Below are 20990 nucleotides of genomic sequence, written 5' to 3'. Positions count from 1 at the left end.
GCAGTGCTTCCTGATCGAGCGGCGCGCCAGCGCCATCCACCCACAATGTCGTCGCCGCGCTGTCAAGTTGCAGGGTGGCCGTGACGCCCGCGCGCGCGACGCGATCGGCTTCGCGTACCAGTGCGGCGGCGTCCCGACGGTACTGCACGACATAGGGCCCACTCGTTCGCATGTCGTAGTACGCGCTGATGTCCACTTCCACCGAGCGCGACTCGCCAGGCTTCAACTCGATGTAATCATCAGCCTGCGGCGCAGGCCGCTTGACCATCCGGCCGGTGTAGTCGACCGGCTCGCCGTTGAACGTCACGTCGAACAGCTCCGATTCGACGCCGTCCAGGGGCGTTTGCCAGCGCAACACGTGAATCGGCGATGCCGATTCATTGACCACGGTGAACGCGACCATTCCACTGCCGCTGTCGCGGCTTTGCGAAGGCGCGTCCAGTGCGACCCGAATGCCGCCGCCGGCTGCCAGCGCACTGCCAGCCACGCCGGACAACAAGACAAGTGCCCCCAACAAAATGCTGCGCATGATGGTCTCTCTCCTGAGCCTGAAGGGAATGCCGAAAAACCGGCACGCGGTCTCTCTGGACCGCCAGACCAGTGTATGCCACGCCTTCGCGGCGCAAACCGCGACGGTGTTCGCGATCAGCGCTGAAGGGCCGCGGTCGTCGGCGCGCCGTCGAACCCGTCGAAGAACACGTTGTCGAGGACGATCACCGTGCCGCGCATTCCGGTCGTCAGATCTCCGTGCTGCTCGCAGAAGTATCCGAATGCGCCCACGCGTGTGAAGGCGATCGTGTACGACCAGGGGCGATCGCTTGGCGACGTGTTGGTGTTGCAGTTGAAGCCGCATGCAAAGCTGCCGTCATCGGCGATGACGTTGTGCAGACCGCCCGCGTTCTCGAACCGGATCCTGTCGTTTTGCCGGATCGTGATGACCTGCGGCGTAAACGTGATGTCCGGGTTCGCGGTGACGATGTAGGTTGCCGCCGTCGCGTTTGAAGCCCACGTGAAGAACACGAGCGAGCACGCCAGCGACAACAACACAAAGCCACGCATCACATCATGAACCCGAGATCGGACGAGCCGAAGCGGCCGAGATTCGGAAACAGCGTGGAGAGGTCGCCTTCGGCAACATCGAACCAACGCGCAAGCGTCGCCGAATACTGGTCCACGGCAATCCTGGGGATGATCTGACCGCCGCCGGTATCGTCCGGATTGCCGTGCGGCGATTCGTCGTTGTAGCGCGCCAGCGACGGCATGTCGCCGTAGAAACGCTGACCCCGAACGGCGCCGCCGACGACGAAATGGTGAGCGCCCCAACCATGGTCGGTGCCGTCTTCATTCACCGCAAGGGAACGCCCGAAATCGGACGCGGTGAACGCCGTCACGCCATCGGCGATGCCCATCTGTGTCGTTGCGTCATGGAACGCGCGCAGCGCCTGCGACATTTCCTGCAGGTTCTGCATCTGGTTGTCGATCTGCGCGCTGTGGGTGTCGAAGTTTCCGGCCGACACGAAGAACACCTGTCGCTGCATCCCGAGCGCGGATCGGACACTGATCAGCCGCGCGACCATCTGCAGCTGACGACCGAAATCGGTGTCCTGGAACGGGGTGCTCCACGTTGGCGGGGTGTCCCCGAGCGCTTCGGAGATGATCCGGTAGTTGCCGATCGAACGGCTGGTCGCATCGGCATACGCGCGCTCGAGAACGTTGGTCTGCGTTCCCGTTGCGATCAGCGCGTTGTAGGCTGCTGTGTTGGCCGCAATCTCGCTGTCGTTGCATCCACCGATCCAGCAATCCTGGCCATTGTCGTGATAGTTCATCCGGCTCACGCCGGACGGGTTCATGGCGTACGGATTCACGATCGATCCGCGCTGGAACCTGTTGTTGTCGCCGAGCGTGATGCTCATCGGCGCCTGGCCGCTGTTTGCGGCATGCAGCAGATCCGCAACGTGACCGCCCCACCCGTCGGCATTCGAATCGTCCGGTCGCGACGTCTGCCACTGGTTGGTCTGGTCGTCGTGCGAATAGAGCTGCGGCGGCGTCGCGACGCTGTCGTTCTGATACTGCGCCTGGGTGATCGGGTACAGCAGGCTTCCGACGTTCGCGACGATCGCGGCCTTGCCCGTATTGAACAGATTGCCGAGCCCCGCGTTTCCGGGAACATCGTCGCCATCGAAGGTGCCAACGCGCGATTTCATCGCCGGGTGCAGACCATAGTTGTCCGGACCGTTTCCTTGCCCGGCCGCGATCATCAGTGGCATCAGGTCCGCGGCCGGCAGTGCGAGCCCGCCGCGCGACGCAACGTAGTCGGTGCGGTCCTGGCCGCTGACGGGCACGATCGTGTTGAAGCTGTCGTTTCCGCCGTACATGAAGACGCACACCAGCGCCTTGTAGTCGGTGAACGAATACGGCCTCGCGTTCGCCGCCGCGGCCATCAGGCGCAGGCTTCCAAATGCGGAATAGACACTCGCTCCGCCGAGCGCGGCGCAAATGCTCTTGCGAAGGAATTGCCGACGATTCACGTGCATGTGCGCGGCCTCATTTCTGGATCGAATATTCGGGGGAATTCATGATCAGGTACAGCAGATGCTGCACGCGTGTGCGGCCTTGCGGATGCCGCGGCGGATCGTCCTCGATCGCGTTCAAGCGGGTCACAAGCACGCTGTGCATGAACGGTGACATCTGCCCGTTCATCAGCAGCAGGCTGTACTGGTCGACCAGTTGCGCCGGGTCGCTGACTGCGAGCGCCGCGTCGGCGTCCTCGTCCAGCTGCAGCGTGTCCGCATCGCCGCCATCCCAGCATGCGTCGCTCGCGGTGTAGTAGCAGAAGATCTGGTAGTAGAGATTGTTGGGCGTTTCGACCGCCATCGTGTCACTGAGGATCTGGAATTCCGGGCTCAGCAATCCGCGCGTGGCCACTTCACCGGGCTGGGCAAAGTCCGGCTTGAAGAAATTGAACACGGTCGGTGACCGCAGAGGCGCCTGGCCGTACAGGTCCTCGATCCCCGGGTAGGTCTGCAGGTTGCCGATCGTTCCGTTGGCCGAGCGTCCGTCCATCGCGCGCCACAGATGCGTCGCCTTGAGCAGAGGTTCGCGCAGCTTGCCGAAGGTGTCCGGATGCTGCCATTGCCCATAGCGCGCTTCGCTGTCGAGCAGGATCGACTTGACCACCGCCTTCAGGTTGCCGCGCACGCCGCTGCCGTCGTTGTTGAACACCTGGGCGACACGCTGCACGTATGCCGGAGTTGGATTGCTGGTGACCAGGCGCTGGATCAGGCGCGTCGCGATGAACGGCCCGACATTCGGATGACGGAAAAGATTGTCGAGTGCCGCCGTCATTTCCTGCTGCGCGTTACCGCCGTGAATCAGCAGTCCGTTGGCGAGCGACGCACCGGTGTAGTTCAGCAGCTGCTTGTCCTGCGTGTCGTCGTGGTACGACTCGACCGGCTGCATCGGATTGCGCCAGCGCGCGTCGTCGCTCGCGTTGGGGCCGCAGTACGTGTAGGTATCGTCCGTACAGCAGTCGTAGCTCTGCGGGTCGCAGCCGATGCTGTTCCAGTCCCACCCGGTGAACACCGCGGCGAATCCGTGGACCACCGATTGATCGTAGGTCGGAATCGGAATGCCGCCCGACAGCTTCGGTGTGCCGTCAAGGTTGAGTTGATTGAGGCCAACGGAAAACAGCTGCATCACTTCGCGCGCGTAGTTCTCGTCCGGATGGATGTTCTGCTCGGCATCCGCTTTCTGATTCTGGATCGAGCTCAGATAGATGCCCATCACCGGGTGCTTCGTCACGTCTTCCAGCAGCACGCGATAGTTTGCGAATGCATCATTGCTCAGAAGATCGTAGAAACTCGCCAGGCCCCACTTCTGGTCGCGCAACGCGCCGTTGTCGTTGGACACCACGAAGATTTCGCTCAGCGCAAACGCAACGCGCTGACGCAGCTGATCGGTCCGCGCATTGTTCGGAAAGCCGCCACGACTCGGATCGGGCGTCCCGGCGGCATTGATGCTCCAGATCGCCAGCCGAACGTCATCGCTGAGGTAGTCGTCCGGATGCTCGGCATAGGCCCAGTCGATATACGGAACCTGCGTCGACGGCGTCGCCGTGAACTGCTCGTTGAGCCAGCCCTGGTAACCGACCGTGCGCAGGTGCGTGATGTCGGCAGCGGTCGGACCGAAGGTCGCCTGGGTCAGGAAGCGCGCCGCAGCAGCATCATTGCCCGGACCATTCGCGGTGCCATCGAAACTGTCGTTGAACGCCGTGTCCGGCCAGTGACTCAGGCCCTGCGCGACCAATGGTGACGCGCACAGAAGGACGACAAGGGTTGCAGCGGACAATCGCCGACTCGCGCGCATGATGGCGGAACTCCGTTCGACCCCGGGCGGGGTCACGCCGGACTTTAGGGCCGCTGTCATCGCGCGATGATGACGCACGCCGCACTTGTGCAACGGAAAGCGAGGAAATTTCAGTCTTTCGACGATTTCCTTTTGCCAACCGGCCTCGGAGGCATCGCGCGACCGCGGTCCGCCGATGTTCGTTTCTTCGGCTCGGGCGGACCCCACAACACGTCATCGAGAGTGCCGCGCCATCCATACGATGCACGATCGACACGACCTGCGTTGACGGGCACACCCTCAGCAGCCAGACGCCGAACCTGTTCGCGGTAGGCAGCACTCCCTTCCGGAAATGCGATCCGGCGATCCGCACGCAGCACACGGAACCAGGGCAACGCCGCGTCCGCCGCGGATTCGCTCAGGATTCGTCCAACCAGACGGGCACGGCCCGGCAAGCCGGCCCGCGCAGCGATCTCGCCGTAGCTCGCGACGCGTCCGCGCGGGATCGAACCGATCGTGTCTACGATTGCCAGATGATGACGCGCCGCTTGGGATGCCTCACGTGTCATGGCTTTCTACGACGCCGACCGGATCGACACGCCATGCCTCGGGCCAGGTTCATCGAACGGGCTGCTACCATGTGGATCGAACCCGACGGAGAACGGCAGTGCAGAGTTTCGAACAAATCCGCTCCCATGTCGGCAGCCGTCACACGCTGCGGTCCAACGATCCGTACCTGATCAGCTTCGACATCGAACTGGCACACGACCGTCACCAGGGCGTGTACCTGGCTGAGATGGAAGATGAGGAAGGCGCCAAGTATCTGCGCATCTCGACGCCCATCGGCCCCTACACCGGCATGGACGGGCTGCGCTGCCTGCGCTTCAACTGGGAACAGCGAACCGGCTACCTGGCGGTCAGCGATCTCGAGGGGTCTCCGTACCTGCACCTGTGCGAAAACCGTCCCTACACGTTGCTGTCAGATACCGAAATCGATCGGGTGATTGCGGAGCTCGGTGCCCTCGGCGACCGCATGGAACAGGCCATTTCCAGCGGCGGCGACACCTTCTAGCGAACGTCGGTCAGAGTGGATGGAATCACACTCGCCAGCGCGATCACTCGGCCCAGCCGAGCAGCCTTGCTGCTCGCACCATCAACCAGGCAAGCGCCCCGGTGATCGGCAGCGTCAGGATCCACGCCCACAGCATCCGCTCGACGATCGTCCAGCGGATGGCGTTGGCGCGTTTGGCCACACCGACACCGAGGATCGCCGCGGAGATGTTGTGCGTGGTGGAGACCGGGATGCCGAAGTGCGACGCGGTCAGGATGATGCTGGCTGACGCGGATTCGGCGGCGAAGCCGTTGATCGGATGCAACTTCACGATCTTGTGACCCAGTGTCTTGATGATGCGCCAGCCTCCGACCGCGGTTCCGGCCGCCATGATCAGCGCGCACAGCACCTTGATCCACGTCGCAATCTCGAACTGTCTGGACGCGTCTTCCTCGATCCGCAGGAAATGCAGCCAGGATGGTACGTGGTCAAGCGTGCCCGACGCGGTCGCACCTGCGAGCGCGAGCGCGATGATGCCCATCGTCTTCTGCGCGTCGTTGAGGCCATGCGACAGGCCCATCGCGCTCGCCGACACGAGCTGCGCCTTGCCGAAGAACGCGTTCGCGAAACGGGTGCGGCCGAGTTTCTGCAGACGCCCGGTGCGTGAGCCGAGAAACTCCATCAGCGAAAACAGCAGCCCCATCAGAAGGAAGCCGAGAATGAACCCGGCCACCGGCGAGGTGACCATTGGAAGCACGACTTTCGGCAAGACGCCTTTCTCACCCCACCAGTGCGCCCCACCCTGCGCCCAGATGATTGCGTGCCAGTTGTCGTGTGCCGCCGCGAGCGCCGCGCCGCTGAGTCCGCCGACGAGAGCATGCGACGAGCTGGACGGCAAACCCCACCACCAGGTGATCAGGTTCCAGATCACCGCGCCGAGCAGCGCGCAGATGAGCACCACCGGCGTCACCGCGACGACATTGGTGTCGATCAGTCCGGAGGCGATGGTTTTCGCAACAGCGGTGCCTGCCAGCGCGCCGATCAGGTTGGTGGTTGCTGCGAGCAGCACCGCCTGGCCGGGGCTCAGCACCTTGGTTGCCACCACGGTCGCAATCGAATTGGCGGTGTCGTGGAAACCGTTGATGTATTCGAAGGCCAGCGCAATGAACACGACCAGCAGGACGAGAGCGAGTTCCATCAAAGACGATCCTGTTCGAGGCGGCGGACGCCGGGCTTCGTTGCTGCGCGGGAATCAGGAATTCTTGAGGACGATCTGATAGGCCACGTAACCGGCGTCGCGACAGCGGTCGATGGCTTTTTCGAGCAGCTCGAACAGATCCTTGAGGAGGAGGATGCGGATGGGTTCGTGGCGGCCGCTGTAAAGGTCACGGTAGACGTCGATCAGCAGCCGGTCGGCTTCGCTTTCGATCGACTGCAGACGTTCGTGGAGCGAGGTCATCGATTCAAGATTCATGCGGCGCAGCTGCGCGACCATCTGCGCGATCACTTCGCCCGCCTTTTCCAGCAACCCTGCGCGCGACGCGAAATCGACGTCACCCAGCCGGTCTGCGGCGAGCGAGTAGCGCTCGGCAAACTTCGAGATCGACTTGGTGATCTTGTTGAGTGCCGCCGACAGCGCCTCGATGTCCTCGCGATCAAGCTCGGTCACGAACGTGTTGACGAGTTCCTGGCTGATCTGTGCCGACAGGTCCTTCTCGCGCTTGCGGGCGAGCATGAACTCGTCCAGCGACGGCGCCAATGGCTGCGCACGGAACATGCGCACGAGGGCGGAGGCTGAGTCTTTCGCCGCCTCGGCGCTGGCGTCCAGCAGTCCGTAGAACTTGTCGCCCTTGCCGAAAATCGTCTGCAACGAAAACATGGCTGCGCCTTTGGTCGACCGGACTGTGTGACGGTTATGTTACCGCAGCACAGCGCGATGACAGCAAGGTCGATGCATCCGAAGGCGTCGCGGTAGGTCGCACAGCTGTTGATACACTCCACGCCGGCCCTCAACGCCCTCTCGGACACCGGATGCTGCTCGAATTCGCCCTGGTCCTCCTGCTCGCCTTGCTCAACGGCTTCTTCGCGTTGAGCGAAATGGCATTGATGACGGCCCGCCAGAGCCGCCTCAAGCAACTCGCCCGCGACAGTCGCCGGGCGCAGCTGGCCCTGTCGCTGATCCAGCAGCCCGAGCGATTCCTCGCCACCGTCCAGGTCTTCATCACGTTGCTGCAGATCAGCGCGGGTGCCGCGATCGGCGCCGACATCGGCGACCGCATCGCGATCGCCTTCGATGCGCTCGACATCCCCTACCTCGATCGCTACAGCGTTGCGATCGGCGTATCGCTCAGTGTCACCGGCATCACCTTCCTCAACATGCTGTTTGGCGAACTGGCGCCCAAGCGCATCGCGCTGGTCGATCCGGAGAAATTCGCGATCGCCGTGGCGGCGCCGATGCGCTTCATGACCTGGCTGGCGACGCCGTTCGCTTTCATTCTGATCCGACTGACGCGGGTGCTGCTGCGCATGCTGCGGATGGACAAAGTCAGCCGCGAACAGGTGAGCGAAGACGAAATCCGCCTGCTCGTCGCCGAAGGCGCGGACCAGGGCGTCATCGATTCCGACGAACACAACATGGTCAACCGCGTCCTCCGCCTCGGTGACCGCAGCGTCGACAGCGTGATGACGCCGCGCATGCGCATCACCTGGCTCGACGCCGCGGCGACACTCGACGAGAATCTTGCGGTGATGCGCGAAACGCCCTATTCCAGTTACCCCGTGTATCGCGGCGGCGAACAGGACATTCTCGGCGTCCTCGAAGTCAAACGTGTCATCGGCCACATTGCACAGGGTGCCTCGACGGACCTGTTCGCAACACTCGGAAAGCCGCTGTACGTGCCCGCGACCGCGCGCGCACTCGACCTGCTGGAAGAGTTCCGCGACGCGCAGACGCCGTTTGCGCTGGTGGTCGACGAATATGGCGACATTGAGGGCGTGGTCACGCTCAACGATCTCCTCTCTGCGGTGGTCGGCAAGTCCGCAACGCCGCAGGCGGAGACGCGCGAACACCCGATCGTCCAGCGCGAAGACGGCAGCTGGCTCGTCGACGGCAGCGTCGGCACCGACGACCTGCGCGAACTGCTCGAACTGACCGATTTGCCGAACGAGGACGAACACGATTTCCGCACTGCGGCCGGAATGGTCGTCGCGCACTTCGGCCGCATTCCGAATGCAGGCGAGCATTTCAACTGGAATGGATTCCGCTTCGAGGTGGTCGATCTCGACGGCGCGCGGATCGACAAACTGCTGATCGGGCGCGTGGAGAGTTGACGCACGGGCGTCTTGCATTCCCGGCCCGACAGGGCATCGCGGCTGAAGCCGCTCCCACGTGGATCAAAGCGCATGCTTTCCCTTCCCCCGGCGCAGCGGGAGAAGGTGCCGAAGGCGGATGGAGCGCCCTTGATCTTTGAGTTCCTGATCCTTCACCCGACGACAAGCGCGCCCGTCCGATCTTCGGGCACCTTACCCCGCTGCGCCGGGGGAAGGAAAAGCAACAGGGCTCGCGCGCCTATTCTTCGTGATGTGCATCTGCAGGTTCGGCCGGTCGTAGCGAAAGCCCGCGCGCAATCCTTCCCATCCGCGTCGCGTCGGCGAGAATTCCACGCAAGACGCGCAATTCGCGCAAATCGGGCTGGGCGCGCAGGAAGAATCGTCGCAGCCGCTGCATGATCGTGCGCGGCGAACGGCCCTTATGGAAATCGATGTCGTCGAGCGTCTGCGCCAGATGCGCGAAAAACCCCTCCATCGCGTCGGCACTTGCCGGTTGCTCGATCACCGGTGCCGACACGACCTCTCCACGAGCGAGCCACGCGACGCGCAGTTCGTATGCGATCACTTGCACCGCCTGGGCCAGATTCAACGAGGAATAAGTCGGGTCACTCGGAATCGCGATGGCCGCGTGGCAGTGCTTGATCTCGTCGTTGTCCAGACCGACGCGCTCGTTGCCGAACAGCAGCGCGACCTCATAGCCCATCGCGGCGGCATCGAGCACGCGTTGCGCAGCTTCGCGCGGCGTCAACTGTTCCATGACCACTCCGCGACGGCGAGCGGTGGCTCCGAGCACCAGGCGACAGTCGGAGATCGCAGCCGGCAGATCCGTACTGATCACCGCGGCATCGAGCACGTCGTCCGCGCCGACCGCGAGGGCGGTCGCCTCGGGGTGCGGGAACGCGTGCGGCGTCACCAGTCCGAGCCGATGCAGCCCCATCGTGCGGATCGCGCGCGCCGCTGCGCCAATGTTCCCCGGATGCGACGTGTTGACGAGCACGAAGCGTACTTGGGCGAGAGTGTCGGGAGCGTTTTGGTCGGTCATGTCACGAGGCGGAATTGGGGGTTTGGAGCGGGCGCAACGGGCCAATCCGTTTGGTCGACACGCGCCGATCTGCTACCCTGCGCGCCTTTCGCGTCCCCGACGACGCGGACCGTTCTTTTCCAGCCGTAGCGAATTCCAGCATGCCAAGACCCGCCGTCAATGTCGCGGTGCGCGCCGCGCGCGCCGCCGGACAAATCATCCTGCGCTACATGAATCGTCTGGAAAGCCTCGACATCATCGAGAAGCAGCGGCACGACTACGTGTCGGAAGTGGACAAGCTCGCAGAGGCGGAAATCATACGCGAACTGCGGCGCGCGTTTCCGCGCGACGCAATTCTCGCCGAAGAATCGGGCGCATCCGGCAAATCGAAAAACGTGTGGGTGATCGATCCGCTCGACGGAACACACAACTACCTGCGTGGCATCCCTCATTTTTGCGTGTCGATCGGACTTCTGGAAAACGGCGAACCCACGCTCGGCGTCGTCTACGACCCGCTGCGCGATGAACTCTTCACCGGCGATCGCGGCAACGGCGCTTACCTCAACGACCGGCGCATCCGCATCGGCAAGCGCGAGGGACTTGGCGGCGCCCTGCTGATCACCGGATTCCCCTATCGTCAGCGCCGGCATCTGGACGCGCAGCTCAACATGACCCGCGCGCTGCTGGTGGAAGCGGAAGACATTCGCCGGACCGGATCCGCAGCTCTCGACATCTGCTACGTCGCTGCCGGACGCGTCGACGGATTCTATGAAATCGGTCTGAAACCGTGGGACATGGCTGCTTCCTGCGTCATGGTGCGAGAGGCCGGCGGACGCTACTGCGATTTCGCCGGTCGCGACGGATTTCCGCCCAGCGGCAACCTGATCGCCGGCAACGTCAGCGTCGCCAATGCAATCGTCAAGACGATCGCCCCCGAGTTGCCGCCAATCCTCGCACTGCCGTAGCAGCGCAACTCCCTTCGGCGACGCAGCAGACGTCGCTCCGCCGTCATGCGCACGTCCGCCTCGGCGGATTTCGCGCGGCGCCAATTGTTCCAATCCGAACGCAGAGACCGAACGGCGTCGCGACAGCGACGGCAGCGTTTGCGCATTCCGTCGCGCACAGCAGGTATCGAGGCGGTCGCTGATCCGTCAAAATGGCGGTTGGGCCCTGCTTGCCGGGCCTTTGTTTCCGTCTTCACCGGATGCTCATGAACCTGCCTGCCAACTACGAACAGATCCCGCTCAAGGAATACGCCGAACGCGCCTACCTCGACTACTCGATGTACGTGGTGCTCGACCGCGCCCTGCCCTTCGTCGGCGATGGTCTCAAGCCGGTTCAGCGGCGCATCGTCTATGCGATGAACGACCTCGGGCTTGGCGCGACGGCGAAGCCGCGCAAATCCGCATTGACCGTCGGTGAAGTGCTCGGCAAATACCATCCGCATGGAGACAGCGCCTGCTACGAAGCGATGGTGCTGATGACCCAGCCGTTCTCGTACCGTTACCCGCTGATCGACGGCCAGGGCAATTTCGGGTCGACCGAAAATCCGAAATCGTTCGCCGCGATGCGCTACACCGAGGCGCGCCTGACGCCGCTGGCCGCGCTGTTGCTGCAGGAGATCGACCAAGGCACGGTGGAATGGGTGCCGAACTACGACGGCACGCAGCAGGAGCCGTCGTGGCTTCCTGCGCGCGTTCCGCATGTGTTGCTCAACGGCGGCACCGGAATCGCGGTCGGCATGGCCACCGATATCCCGCCGCACAATCTGCGCGAGGTCGCGACCGCGTGCATTCGCCTGCTGGACGAGCCGAACACCACGCTGGCGGAGCTGCTCGAGCACGTGAAGGGGCCGGACTTCCCTACCGCCGCCGAGATCATCACACCCGCGAACGAGATCGCCGCGATGTACGCGACCGGCCACGGCTCGGTGCGCTGCCGCGGCGTGTACATCAAGGAAGACGGCGACGTCGTCATCACCGCGCTGCCCTACCAGGTGTCGCCGTCGAAGATCGTCGAGCAGATCGCCGCGCTGATGAACGCGAAGAAGCTGCCCATGCTCGAGCAGATCCGCGACGAATCCGATCACGAGAACCCGATCCGCATCGTGCTGATTCCGCGCTCGAACCGCGTCGATCTTGACGAGATGATGCAGCATCTCAATGCGACGACCGACATCGAGAAGAGCTTTCGCATCAACCTCAACATGATCGGGCTCGACGGCAAGCCGCAGGTGAAGAACCTGCGGCAGATCCTCGTCGAGTGGTTGCGCTTCCGCCAGGACACGGTCACCAAACGACTGGAGTTCCGCCTCGCGAGGGTCGAGCGGCGCCTGCACCTGCTCGAAGCGCTGCGCATCGCGTACCTCAATCTCGACGAGATCATCCGCATCGTCCGCACGGAAGACGAACCGAAACCGGTGCTCATCGCGCGCTTCAAACTCAGTGAGGAACAGGCCGATTACATTCTCGAGACACGCCTGCGCCAGCTTGCGCGGCTGGAGGAGATGAAGATCAGCGGCGAGCGCGACGAACTGGAGGAGGAGCGCGCGCGCATCAACGTGGTGCTCAACTCGAAGGCGCGCCTGAAAACGCTGATCAAGGACGAATTGAAGGACGACGCGAAGAAGTACGGCGATGATCGTCGGTCGCCACTGGTCGAGCGATCGGTGTCGCAGGCCCTCGATGAAGCAGCCCTGGTGGCGAGCGAACCGGTGACCATCGTGTTGTCGGCAAAAGGCTGGATCCGCTCGGCGAAGGGGCATGACGTTGACGCGCCGTCGCTGGGTTATCGCGACGGCGACTCGTTCCTGGCTTCGGCACGCGGTCGGACCACGCAGCAGGTGGTCTTCATCGACTCGACCGGACGCAGCTACTCGACATCTGCCCACACCTTGCCGTCTGCGCGCGGCAACGGCGAGCCGCTGACCGGTCGCTTCGCGCTGCCGACCGGTGCGCGTATCGATGCAGTGGCCATCACCGACGCGAACACCAGGCTGGTTCTCGCGTCCGATTTCGGTTACGGCTTCGTGACGAAATTTGAAACCCTGCTGGCCAACAAGAAGGCCGGCAAGCAGGTCCTCAACATGGACGACGACGCGCACGTGCTTGCCCCGCCGCTGGTGGCGGATTCCGCGCGTGATCGACTCGTGGTGGCGACGAGCGCAGGTCACGTGCTGATGTTTTCCGTTGCCGAGCTGCCGGAACTCGACAAGGGCGGCAAGGGCAACAAGCTCATCGAAATTCCAAAGGTCAAGCTCGCCAATGGCGAACGTGTCGTCGGCATCGCGGTGGTCGCCGAGGGCAAGGGCGAAGTCACGTTGTATGCCGGTCAACGCAAGCTCACCCTGAAATGGGCCGATCTGGTCGAGTACGGCGGTACGCGTGCATCGCGTGGTTCCCTGCTGCCGCGCGGATTGCAGAGGGTGGAGAGAATCGCGACGACGGGATGAGCGCACTCCGTTCCTGAACGATCCGGATCCTGAACGATCCGGCGAAGCTGTACGACACGAAAAGGTACACTTGAACTTGTGTACCTCGATGTCGGAACGTCGCCGTGTTCGGTGAACCACAAGGAGCAAGCGCCATAATGCAGACGGAGAGACGAATCGACGACGCGGCAGCGTGGTACGCCAGCCGTCCATGGACCGCGCACTATCCGGGTTTCATGCTCAGCGAGCTCGACGTACGCGCTGACGAAACGATGCTGTCGCTGCTGCTCGACGCGTGCGATCGCTACGCCGACCGCGTTGCATTCGAACTCGATGGAACATTGCTCACCTTTCGCGAATGGCATCGGCAGTCGGATGCATTGGCGCGGTTCTTCGTGCACGAATGGAAGCTGCAAGCCGGCGATCGCATTCTCGCGATGATGCCGAACCTGCCCGCATATCCGATCACCGTGCTGGGTGCATGGATCGCCGGTCTCGCGATCATGCCGGTGTATTCGCAGGCAACCACGCAGGAGATCGAAGCCCCGATTGCGGCAATCCTGCCGAAAGGGATCGTCGGACTCGACGTGCTGATGGACAAGTTCCGCGCCGCGACCGGTGCACGTGACATCCGCGAACTCGTCGTTTCCGCGCCGCATGCTCTTTTCGGCATCGCGGGTCCGTTGCCGACCCACGCGTTTGCATTTGATGCGGCGATCACCAATGGTGCATCGCTGCCACCGGTCGAGCGCAACATCGGACCGGACGATCTGGCGTTGATGGCCTACACCGGCGGCACCACCGGTGTCTCAAAGGCCGTTCGCATTACCCAATTCAACATGCGCATCGGTGTGGAGATGTTGCGTGCCGCGCTTGCGGCGACCGAAGCGCACGCCAACGCCGACGGCGGACTCGTCATCAGCGTTCATCCGTTCTCGCACTCGGCCGGCATGTCGGTGAATCTGCTCAACTATGCGAGCAAGGGCGTGACGCAGTTGCTGTTTCCGAAGATGACCGACACGGCTGCTGTGGTCGCCGGCTGGCGTGGCCGCGCGGTGCACTCGATGCTTGCAGGCCCGGCGTTCTACAACCACCTCACGACGACAGCGGGTTTCGCCGAGCTCGACTTCTCCGAGCTGCACACCGGCTGGGTAGGCGGCATGGCACTGCGTGCGGATATCCGCGATCGCTGGGAGTCGATCACCGGCAAGCCGCTGTATCAGGGATACGGCCTGACCGAAACGTCGGCGCCGATCACCGCGGAACTCGGCGACGAACGTTTCATCGGCAGTGTCGGATTTCCATTTCCTTCGGTCGAAGTGACGATCCGCGATCCCGATTCGGACGACCTCGGTGCGGTTCCGCCCGGCGAGATCGGGGAAGTGTGGCTGCGCGGTCCTTTCATCATGTCGGGCTATGATCAGCGCCCGGATGAAACTGCGCGCACGATGACTCCCGATGGCTGGTTCCGTACCGGCGATCTCGGGCGCATGAACGACAAGGGTGCGCTGTACCTGCTCGGCCGGATCAAGGACATGATCCTGGTCGATGGCGCAAACGTGTACCCGGCGTCCATCGAAAACACCGTTGGACAGCACCCGCATGTCGCCGACGTGTGCGCGGTTGCAATGCCCGATGACGAGGACGGCGAACGCGTTCGACTGTTCGTGGTACGGCGGCATGCCGAACTCGACGAAGCGGCGCTCATCGACTGGTGCGTTCCGCGTATGTCGCACTACAAGATACCCAAGCGCGTCGACTTCATCGATGCGCTGCCGCGGTCGGCGGTCGACAAGATATTGCGGCGCGAACTCGCCGACTGGCCGCTCGGCTGATTTGCCGGCGTTTGCCTGTGCGGCGATTGCATGACAGCGAGCAAACGATGGCGCTTCTGTGGGAGCGGCTTCAGCCGCGAAGCGGTTGCGCGTCGATCTCCGGAACGCTTCGCGGCTGACGCCAGCACCGCGCGGGTCCCGTCAACCGGCCGATCGATCATTGCCGTGAACGATCCCGATTGCTCGATATCATGGTGGTGCCCGGACATTGGCCGGCGCGCAATTCTTCGCGCCCGACCGTCACACGCCTCGTCTATCATGCACGTCCTTTTTTACGCCTCGGTGCAACGATCGTGATGCGCTTCCTCCGGAGGTTCGCCGCACTGCTGTTCGTGTTGGTTGTCGTGATTTTTTTCTCCGCATGGCTGGCATTGCGCGGCAGTCTGCCGGAGTACGACGGCACCATCCGATCGACTGCGCTCACCGCACCGGTGAGCGTCGAGCGCGATGCGCTCGGCACAGTGACCGTGCGGGCGGTGAATCGCCTCGATGCGGGATGGGCGCTCGGCTACGCTCACGCGCAGGAGCGCTACTTCGAGATGGATCTGCTGCGCCGGCGCGCAGCGGGCGAATTGGCCGAACTGTTCGGCAGCGCCGCGCTGCCACTCGACCGCGCGGCACGCGCGCATCGCATGCGAGCACGAATGCAGGCAGCTTATTCGGCGCTGCCTGCGGCAGATCGCGAGGCGATCGATCGCTATCGCGATGGCGTCAATGCCGGAATCACCGCGCTGTCCGTTCGCCCGTTTGCGTACCTGCTGACGCGCAGTGCGCCCGCTCCGTGGCGAAGCGAAGACAGTCTGCTGATCATCGCCGCGATGGCTTTCACGTTGAACGATTCCGAAGACGCGCGCGAATTGGCATTTGCACGAATGCATGCAGCGTTGCCTGCATCGGCATTCCGATTCCTCACGGCGAGCGGCGGCGCGCAGGACGCGCCCATCGCGGGCGCTCCACTGACATGGCCCGACATTCCCGACGCGGCAGAACTCGACCTGCATGCGCTCGACGCGCACCTGCTCAAGCACGCGAATACGACGGTGGATCGAATCCCCGGCAGCAACAGTTTTGCCGTCAACGGCGCACTCGCCGATGGGGCGGCGCTGGTCGCAAACGACACGCACCTCGATTTGCGCGTGCCCAGCCTGTGGTTTCGGGCGCGACTGATCTATCCGAATCCGCGCAGAGCCGGACACACAACCGATGTCAGCGGCGTCGGGCTTCCAGGCACATCGGCGATCGTCATCGGCAGCAACGGCAACGTCGCGTGGGGTTTCACCAACAGCTACATCGACACCGCCGACTGGGTGCGCGTGCTGCGCGACCCGGCCGATTCGAGCCGCTATCGCACCGCAGACGGCTGGATGTCGATCGTGAAACACAGCGAGACGATCCGCGTGCACGGCGCTGCGGATGCGACGCTCGACATCGAAGAGACACGCTGGGGACCGATTCTTGGAAAGGAGGTCGACGGCACGCCTCTCGCGCTGGCGTGGAGCGCGCAGGAGCCCGGCGCAATCAATCTCGAACTGATGCGTATCGATCAGGCGGAAACCAGCGATGAGGCAATTGCCATCGCGCAAGCGAGCGGGCTCCCGCCGCAGAATTTCGTGGTTGGAGATCGTCAAGGCAGCATTGCGTGGACCATCGCGGGTCGAATCCCCAACCGGATCGGCGGATTCGATCCAGCGCTTCCTGCTGACTGGTCCGCGCCCGCGACCGGATGGGATGGTTGGGTCGGCACGTCTGACACGCCGCTGATTTCCAACCCGCCATGGCAGCGGCTGTGGACCGCAAACCAGCGCGTCGTCGAAGGTCCCGCCCTCGCCCTGCTCGGCGACGGCGGATACGACCTTGGCGCGCGCGCAGCACAGATCCGTGACGACTTGACGTCGCGAAAGCACATCACGACGTCGGACATGCTCGACATCCAGCTCGATGATCGTGCGCTGCTTCTCGGGAGGTGGAAGGAGCTGATGCGGCTCGAACTCAATCGAACGCCGGCATCGACGCTCAACACGTCCATGTTGAAAGTGCTCGACGGCTGGAACGGCGAAGCATCCGTCGATTCGGTCAGCTACCGCCTGGTCCGTGCGTGGCGCACCGAGGTGATCGACACGGTTCTCGACGGATTCTTCGCTGCAGTCCGCAAGCAGTTCCCCGATTTCACGCCGCCCAAGCTCGCGCAATCGGAGAATGCACTCTGGAAACTCCTCCAGCTGAGGCCACCCCATCTTCTGCCGCCCGGCTACACCGACTGGGACGGTCTGCTGATCGCCTGCGCCGAGCGGACTGGCGCTGCACTGGATTCCCAGCCCGGCGGCCTCAGCGCACGCACGTGGGGCGAGCGTAACACCACGCATATCGCACACCCCCTTTCGCGTGCCCTGCCCGCGTTCCTCGCACGTCTGATCGACATGCCTCATCAGGCGTTGCCGGGCGACAGCAACATGCCGCGCGTGCAAGGCGTGGATTTCGGCGCGTCGCAGCGAATGGCCGTCGCGCCGGGCAACGAAGTAAACGGCTATCTGATGATGTCGGGTGGACAAAGCGGTCATCCGCTGTCGCCGTATTACGGCAGTGGACACGCCGACTGGGCCGAAGGAAAGCCGACGCCGTTTCTGCCCGGACCGGCGCAACACACGCTGATGTTGACGCCTGACCATTGACGTCGTCGAACGGTCGGCCGTCATGACGGTTTGACGCTGCGCGCGGCAACGTAGAGTGGACGCCGGCAAATTCGAACGGCCCGATCGTTTGCGTTGCGCAGTTGCCACCGTTCGAACGCCAGCCCGAGGAACGAACACTCTTTCTGATCGGCTCGGCGTTGGCCACCTTGTTCGACGCCCGCCGACGGCTGGCAAACGTCTATCGCTGCACGTTGCCCGGCCGCGCTGCGGATGGTCAACGCTTGCTGCGCGGTTGCATGCCGTCCGCTGTACAGCGCTCAACGATCGCGACGCCACATCGGGGAGATCGTACGTTGTCGCCAAAGGCGCAGCGTTGTCGCATCGACGAAAGGCGCCGCGACGAGGGCCGCGTGCCCACCGCGATTTGATGCATTGCGGATCCGCACCGGGAAGAGCGCCCCCTTCCGCCTTCGGCACCGTCCCCCGCTGCCCAGGGGAAGGATAGCGACGCATTGTTTTCGGACCTCGCACGAAAGGCATCGGGGACGCGACGTGAATCCTCCCCTGCATTGCGGGGGAAGGTGCCGGCAGGCGGAAGGGGGCAGCTTTCACGTCCGCACTAGATCAAGAGCGCCCCCTTCCGCCTTGGGCACCTTCCCCCGCTGCGCGGGAAAAGGACATCAAAAGCGCAGGGATCCGGAAGGCTCGCCGCCGTCGCGCTGCTGGAGTTTTTGCTGCCGGAGGTCGTGTGGCTGGACGTGTTGATTCGCGAGCTCGCGTGTCCACTGTTCCTGAAGTCCGCAGCGGGTGAAGAACCGCGCCGCGGCGCACGCAACGCATCGCCGCTGAAGAGGCGACCACAGCGTCAGCTCCCGCGACAATGCCATTGAAGTCAGAGTCGAAGAACAGCTCCGTCCCTCGCAGCTCTCGCCGATCACTTTCAGCACCGACATTCACGCAAAAAAAAGAGGCCTCCGCGAACGGAGGCCTCGAGTTCAGTTGGAACTAGTGGTTCTGGACGATCAGTTGGACGCACCGATGATCAGGTTGTCCAGGGTGCCCCATGCCGGGCTCGGCACATCCGGTGCTTCGATCGTGAGCGTCGTCACCGGCGCTGCCGTCGTGAAGCCGCGGAAGTCCGTCGGACCGGTCGACGTGAACGTCTCCGTGGTCGCATCACTCAACGTAACGGTGATGTCGGTTCCGGTCGGCTGCACGCTGATATCGGTTGCCCAGAAGTTGCCGCCGACAGCCGTGACCGGATCACCCGTGAACGTCACCACGATCGAATCCGCGGCAAGGTTGGTCGAGATGATGCCCGTGTCGTTGTACAAACCACCAGCCGGAGCCGGCGACGATGCATCGACGGTGTAAGCCCAGCCACCGCTCGTATAGGTGAGCGGCGGACTTGTACCCGACACTGCATCATCAAAGCCATTTTCGTACGAGCCTGCAGCAACGTGCGTCAGGAACTCGGTGCGATCGGTGTAGGTCGCCGGACCGCCACCACCGCCGCCCTTGCCTTCGAAGCCGTCACAGAAGATCTCGTCAGCACCCGCCGAGCACGGAACAACCGCGCCCTGGGTAACCGTCAAGGTCACCGGGATCGTGACCAGTGCATTGGCCGGATCGTTGGTGGCAACACAGACGTTCGCCGAGTAGCTGCCGACGCCCAAGCCAGTTGCATTTGCGGTGACTGAGACATTGGTGTTGGCACCCGGAGCAACAGTGCCACCAGCCGGCGACTCACTCAGCCACGGAATGTCGGCCGGGTTAGCGCAGGTTGCGGGCGGAGTACCGGTGCCCAGAGTCACAACCATCGTCAGATGGAAGTCCGGGAAGCCAATCGAAGCCGCGGTTGCCGGTTGCGGGACGCCACATGTTGTGGACAGAAGGAACGTCGGATGGGTTTCCGGGGTGGCATTCGCACCCGGGAAGAACTGGTCCGTATCAATGCCATCCGTGTGGTACTCGACCACCAGGTCCAGACCGGCCGTATCACCCACGATGCCCGTCACCGGGACGGTCACCGACAGCAGACCCGAGTCGATCGTGCCCGTCGCGCTACCAATCGGCGTCAGTGCGGCGGTCGGAATGGTGTTGACCGTCGTGCTGTGCGGGATGGTGTACAGGTTGATCGAGATCGGCAGACCGCTTGGGCCAGTGCTGCCCGAGGAGATGGTCACGCTGCTGACGCTGGCAGTCGCGCCGACGCCCGGATACTCGTTGAAGTAGAAACGGCGGAACCAGCTGTTGTCAGCCGTGCTCGCTCCAGCGCTTCCGCAGGACACGCCTTCGTCACCCGGGGTGTTGTCCGTCATCTGCGAGATGTCGTCCGAACCCAGCACAACCTGGCCAGCGCGGAGCTTGGTCGGATGACCCGTGCGGGCCATCTTGTACACCGCGCCGTTCGACAACGCCGCTTGCGCCGACTTCGAGACGTTGCGGAAGTTCGACGGCTTGCGATTGCCCGTCGACGTGGTGCCTTCACCGACCGAATAGGTCAGGTTGCTTCCACCCGTATTGGCGATGTTGATCGGGTTGCTACCCGACGCACCCTGAGCCAGCGTGTAGGCCAACGACGTCGGCGTGATCACCGCGACCGGCGGTCCGGTGACCGTGAGGGTCGCCGATGCAGCCGTGTCGTTGTTGCCGATGCTCGTCTGCAGCGCGCCGGCTGCGATCGTGTTGACGTAGCTGCCCGAGGCTGCGGAGTTCACCGTTGCCGTGATCGTGCAGGTTCCGTTTGCCGGAATGACCGCACCGGCTGCCAGCGTCACCGCCGCCGACGTGTTGGTTGCACCCGTCCCACCCGTGCAGGTGGTCGTGGCGGTCGCGGCGGTTGCAACCAGGCCGGCTGGCAGCGTGTCAACGAGGTCCGCCGTGAGCGTCGCTGCACCCGTGGTCGGATTGGCCAGCGTGATCGTCAGCGTGCTGTCCGCACCGGTGTTCACCGAGGCAGGGCTGAAGCTCTTCAGGACCGTCGGCAGAGTTGCGGTGGAGAGGTGCAGGTTGTCGATGAACCAGCCGATCGGCGTGGTGGTGGCGACCGCCGAGCTGTCGTCGGCTGTGCGGAAGCGCAGCACGGTTGGCTGACCCGTTGCCGATGCCGGCAGCGAAACCACGCTCGTGATGAAACCGCTGCTCGTGCCACTCCAGGCCTGACGGCCCGCGATCGGGCTCATGAAGTTCGCCGAAATGGTGTCCGTGTAGCCACCGCTGGTGAATGCACCACCGGCGGTCACGATGTCGGCAAAGGCGCCGCCATTGATGCTGATTTCAAGCACCGCACCATCAAACGTGTCTTCCAGATTGAACTGATGACGGAACGTCAGCGTCGTCGCACCCA

General features: G+C 63.6%; 14 protein-coding genes and 1 pseudogene. 6 read left to right on the top strand and 9 right to left on the bottom strand.

Going from position 1 to position 20990, the window contains the following annotated elements; all coding sequences use genetic code 11:
- The 5 genes and pseudogenes from ABIV12_RS16935 to ABIV12_RS16915 form a co-directional block, all read right to left on the bottom strand.
- A pseudogene (locus ABIV12_RS16935) lies at positions 1 to 529 on the bottom strand (hypothetical protein); the annotation flags it as partial.
- Positions 530 to 645: 116 nt separating this feature from the next.
- Positions 646 to 1059 (bottom strand): plastocyanin/azurin family copper-binding protein, encoded by a 414-nt coding sequence (locus ABIV12_RS16930; protein WP_348061518.1) that lies wholly within the window; start codon positions 1057 to 1059, stop codon positions 646 to 648.
- Entirely contained in the window at positions 1059 to 2534 is a 1476-nt protein-coding gene (locus tag ABIV12_RS16925; protein ID WP_348061516.1) for a DUF1501 domain-containing protein, read from the bottom strand. Before ABIV12_RS16925 ends, ABIV12_RS16930 begins: the two co-directional genes overlap by 1 nt.
- Positions 2535 to 2544: 10 nt before the next feature.
- The gene (locus ABIV12_RS16920; RefSeq protein ID WP_348061514.1) at positions 2545 to 4347 is read right to left on the bottom strand and encodes a DUF1800 family protein; all 1803 of its coding nucleotides are present in this window, start codon (positions 4345 to 4347) and stop codon (positions 2545 to 2547) included.
- A 128-nt stretch (positions 4348 to 4475) separates the two neighbouring features.
- Complete coding sequence (locus tag ABIV12_RS16915) at positions 4476 to 4913, bottom strand: MGMT family protein (RefSeq protein ID WP_348061512.1); 438 nt, start codon at positions 4911 to 4913, stop codon at positions 4476 to 4478.
- Between the two features lie 98 nt (positions 4914 to 5011).
- Here ABIV12_RS16915 and ABIV12_RS16910 point away from each other — a divergent pair, with 98 nt between their 5' ends.
- Positions 5012 to 5416: a hypothetical protein gene (locus tag ABIV12_RS16910; RefSeq protein WP_348061510.1), complete on the top strand. Its 405-nt coding sequence runs from the start codon at positions 5012 to 5014 to the stop codon at positions 5414 to 5416.
- A gap of 43 nt (positions 5417 to 5459) precedes the next feature.
- Here ABIV12_RS16910 and ABIV12_RS16905 read toward each other — a convergent pair whose 3' ends face one another.
- Entirely contained in the window at positions 5460 to 6593 is a 1134-nt protein-coding gene (locus ABIV12_RS16905) for an inorganic phosphate transporter (RefSeq protein ID WP_348061508.1), read from the bottom strand.
- 54 nt (positions 6594 to 6647) lie between these two features.
- The gene (locus tag ABIV12_RS16900; RefSeq protein WP_348061506.1) at positions 6648 to 7274 is read right to left on the bottom strand and encodes a DUF47 family protein; all 627 of its coding nucleotides are present in this window, start codon (positions 7272 to 7274) and stop codon (positions 6648 to 6650) included.
- A gap of 152 nt (positions 7275 to 7426) precedes the next feature.
- Between ABIV12_RS16900 and ABIV12_RS16895 the strand changes: the two genes are divergently transcribed.
- On the top strand, positions 7427 to 8725 hold the full coding sequence (locus ABIV12_RS16895) for a hemolysin family protein (RefSeq protein ID WP_348061504.1): 1299 nt from the start codon (positions 7427 to 7429) through the stop codon (positions 8723 to 8725).
- Between the two features lie 238 nt (positions 8726 to 8963).
- Here the strand turns inward: ABIV12_RS16895 and ABIV12_RS16890 are convergent, their stop codons facing one another.
- Positions 8964 to 9767 (bottom strand): RNA methyltransferase, encoded by an 804-nt coding sequence (locus tag ABIV12_RS16890; protein ID WP_348061502.1) that lies wholly within the window; start codon positions 9765 to 9767, stop codon positions 8964 to 8966.
- A gap of 140 nt (positions 9768 to 9907) precedes the next feature.
- Here ABIV12_RS16890 and ABIV12_RS16885 point away from each other — a divergent pair, with 140 nt between their 5' ends.
- The 4 genes from ABIV12_RS16885 to ABIV12_RS16870 all read left to right on the top strand — a co-directional run bounded on the left by ABIV12_RS16885 (position 9908) and on the right by ABIV12_RS16870 (position 17680).
- Positions 9908 to 10711, top strand: a complete 804-nt coding sequence (locus ABIV12_RS16885; RefSeq protein ID WP_348061500.1) for an inositol monophosphatase family protein — start codon at positions 9908 to 9910, stop codon at positions 10709 to 10711.
- A gap of 245 nt (positions 10712 to 10956) precedes the next feature.
- Complete coding sequence (gene parC / locus ABIV12_RS16880; protein WP_348061498.1) at positions 10957 to 13197, top strand: DNA topoisomerase IV subunit A; 2241 nt, start codon at positions 10957 to 10959, stop codon at positions 13195 to 13197.
- A gap of 137 nt (positions 13198 to 13334) precedes the next feature.
- Positions 13335 to 15011 carry an AMP-binding protein gene (locus tag ABIV12_RS16875; protein ID WP_348061496.1) on the top strand — a complete coding sequence of 559 codons (1677 nt, stop codon included), beginning with the start codon at positions 13335 to 13337 and terminating at the stop codon, positions 15009 to 15011.
- A gap of 179 nt (positions 15012 to 15190) precedes the next feature.
- Positions 15191 to 17680, top strand: coding sequence for a penicillin acylase family protein (locus ABIV12_RS16870; RefSeq protein ID WP_348061494.1), 2490 nt, complete (start codon positions 15191 to 15193; stop codon positions 17678 to 17680).
- A 983-nt stretch (positions 17681 to 18663) separates the two neighbouring features.
- On the opposite strand, the gene ABIV12_RS16865 is transcribed toward ABIV12_RS16870, so the two are convergent.
- The coding region (locus ABIV12_RS16865) for a hypothetical protein (RefSeq protein WP_348061492.1) at positions 18664 to 20990 on the bottom strand (2327 nt) is incomplete at its 5' end.

Source organism: Dokdonella sp. (assembly GCF_039926425.1).
Lineage (GTDB): Bacteria > Pseudomonadota > Gammaproteobacteria > Xanthomonadales > Rhodanobacteraceae > Dokdonella_A.
The sequence above is the reverse complement of the archived record's forward strand: the minus strand, read 5'-3'. Positions and strand labels throughout refer to the sequence as shown.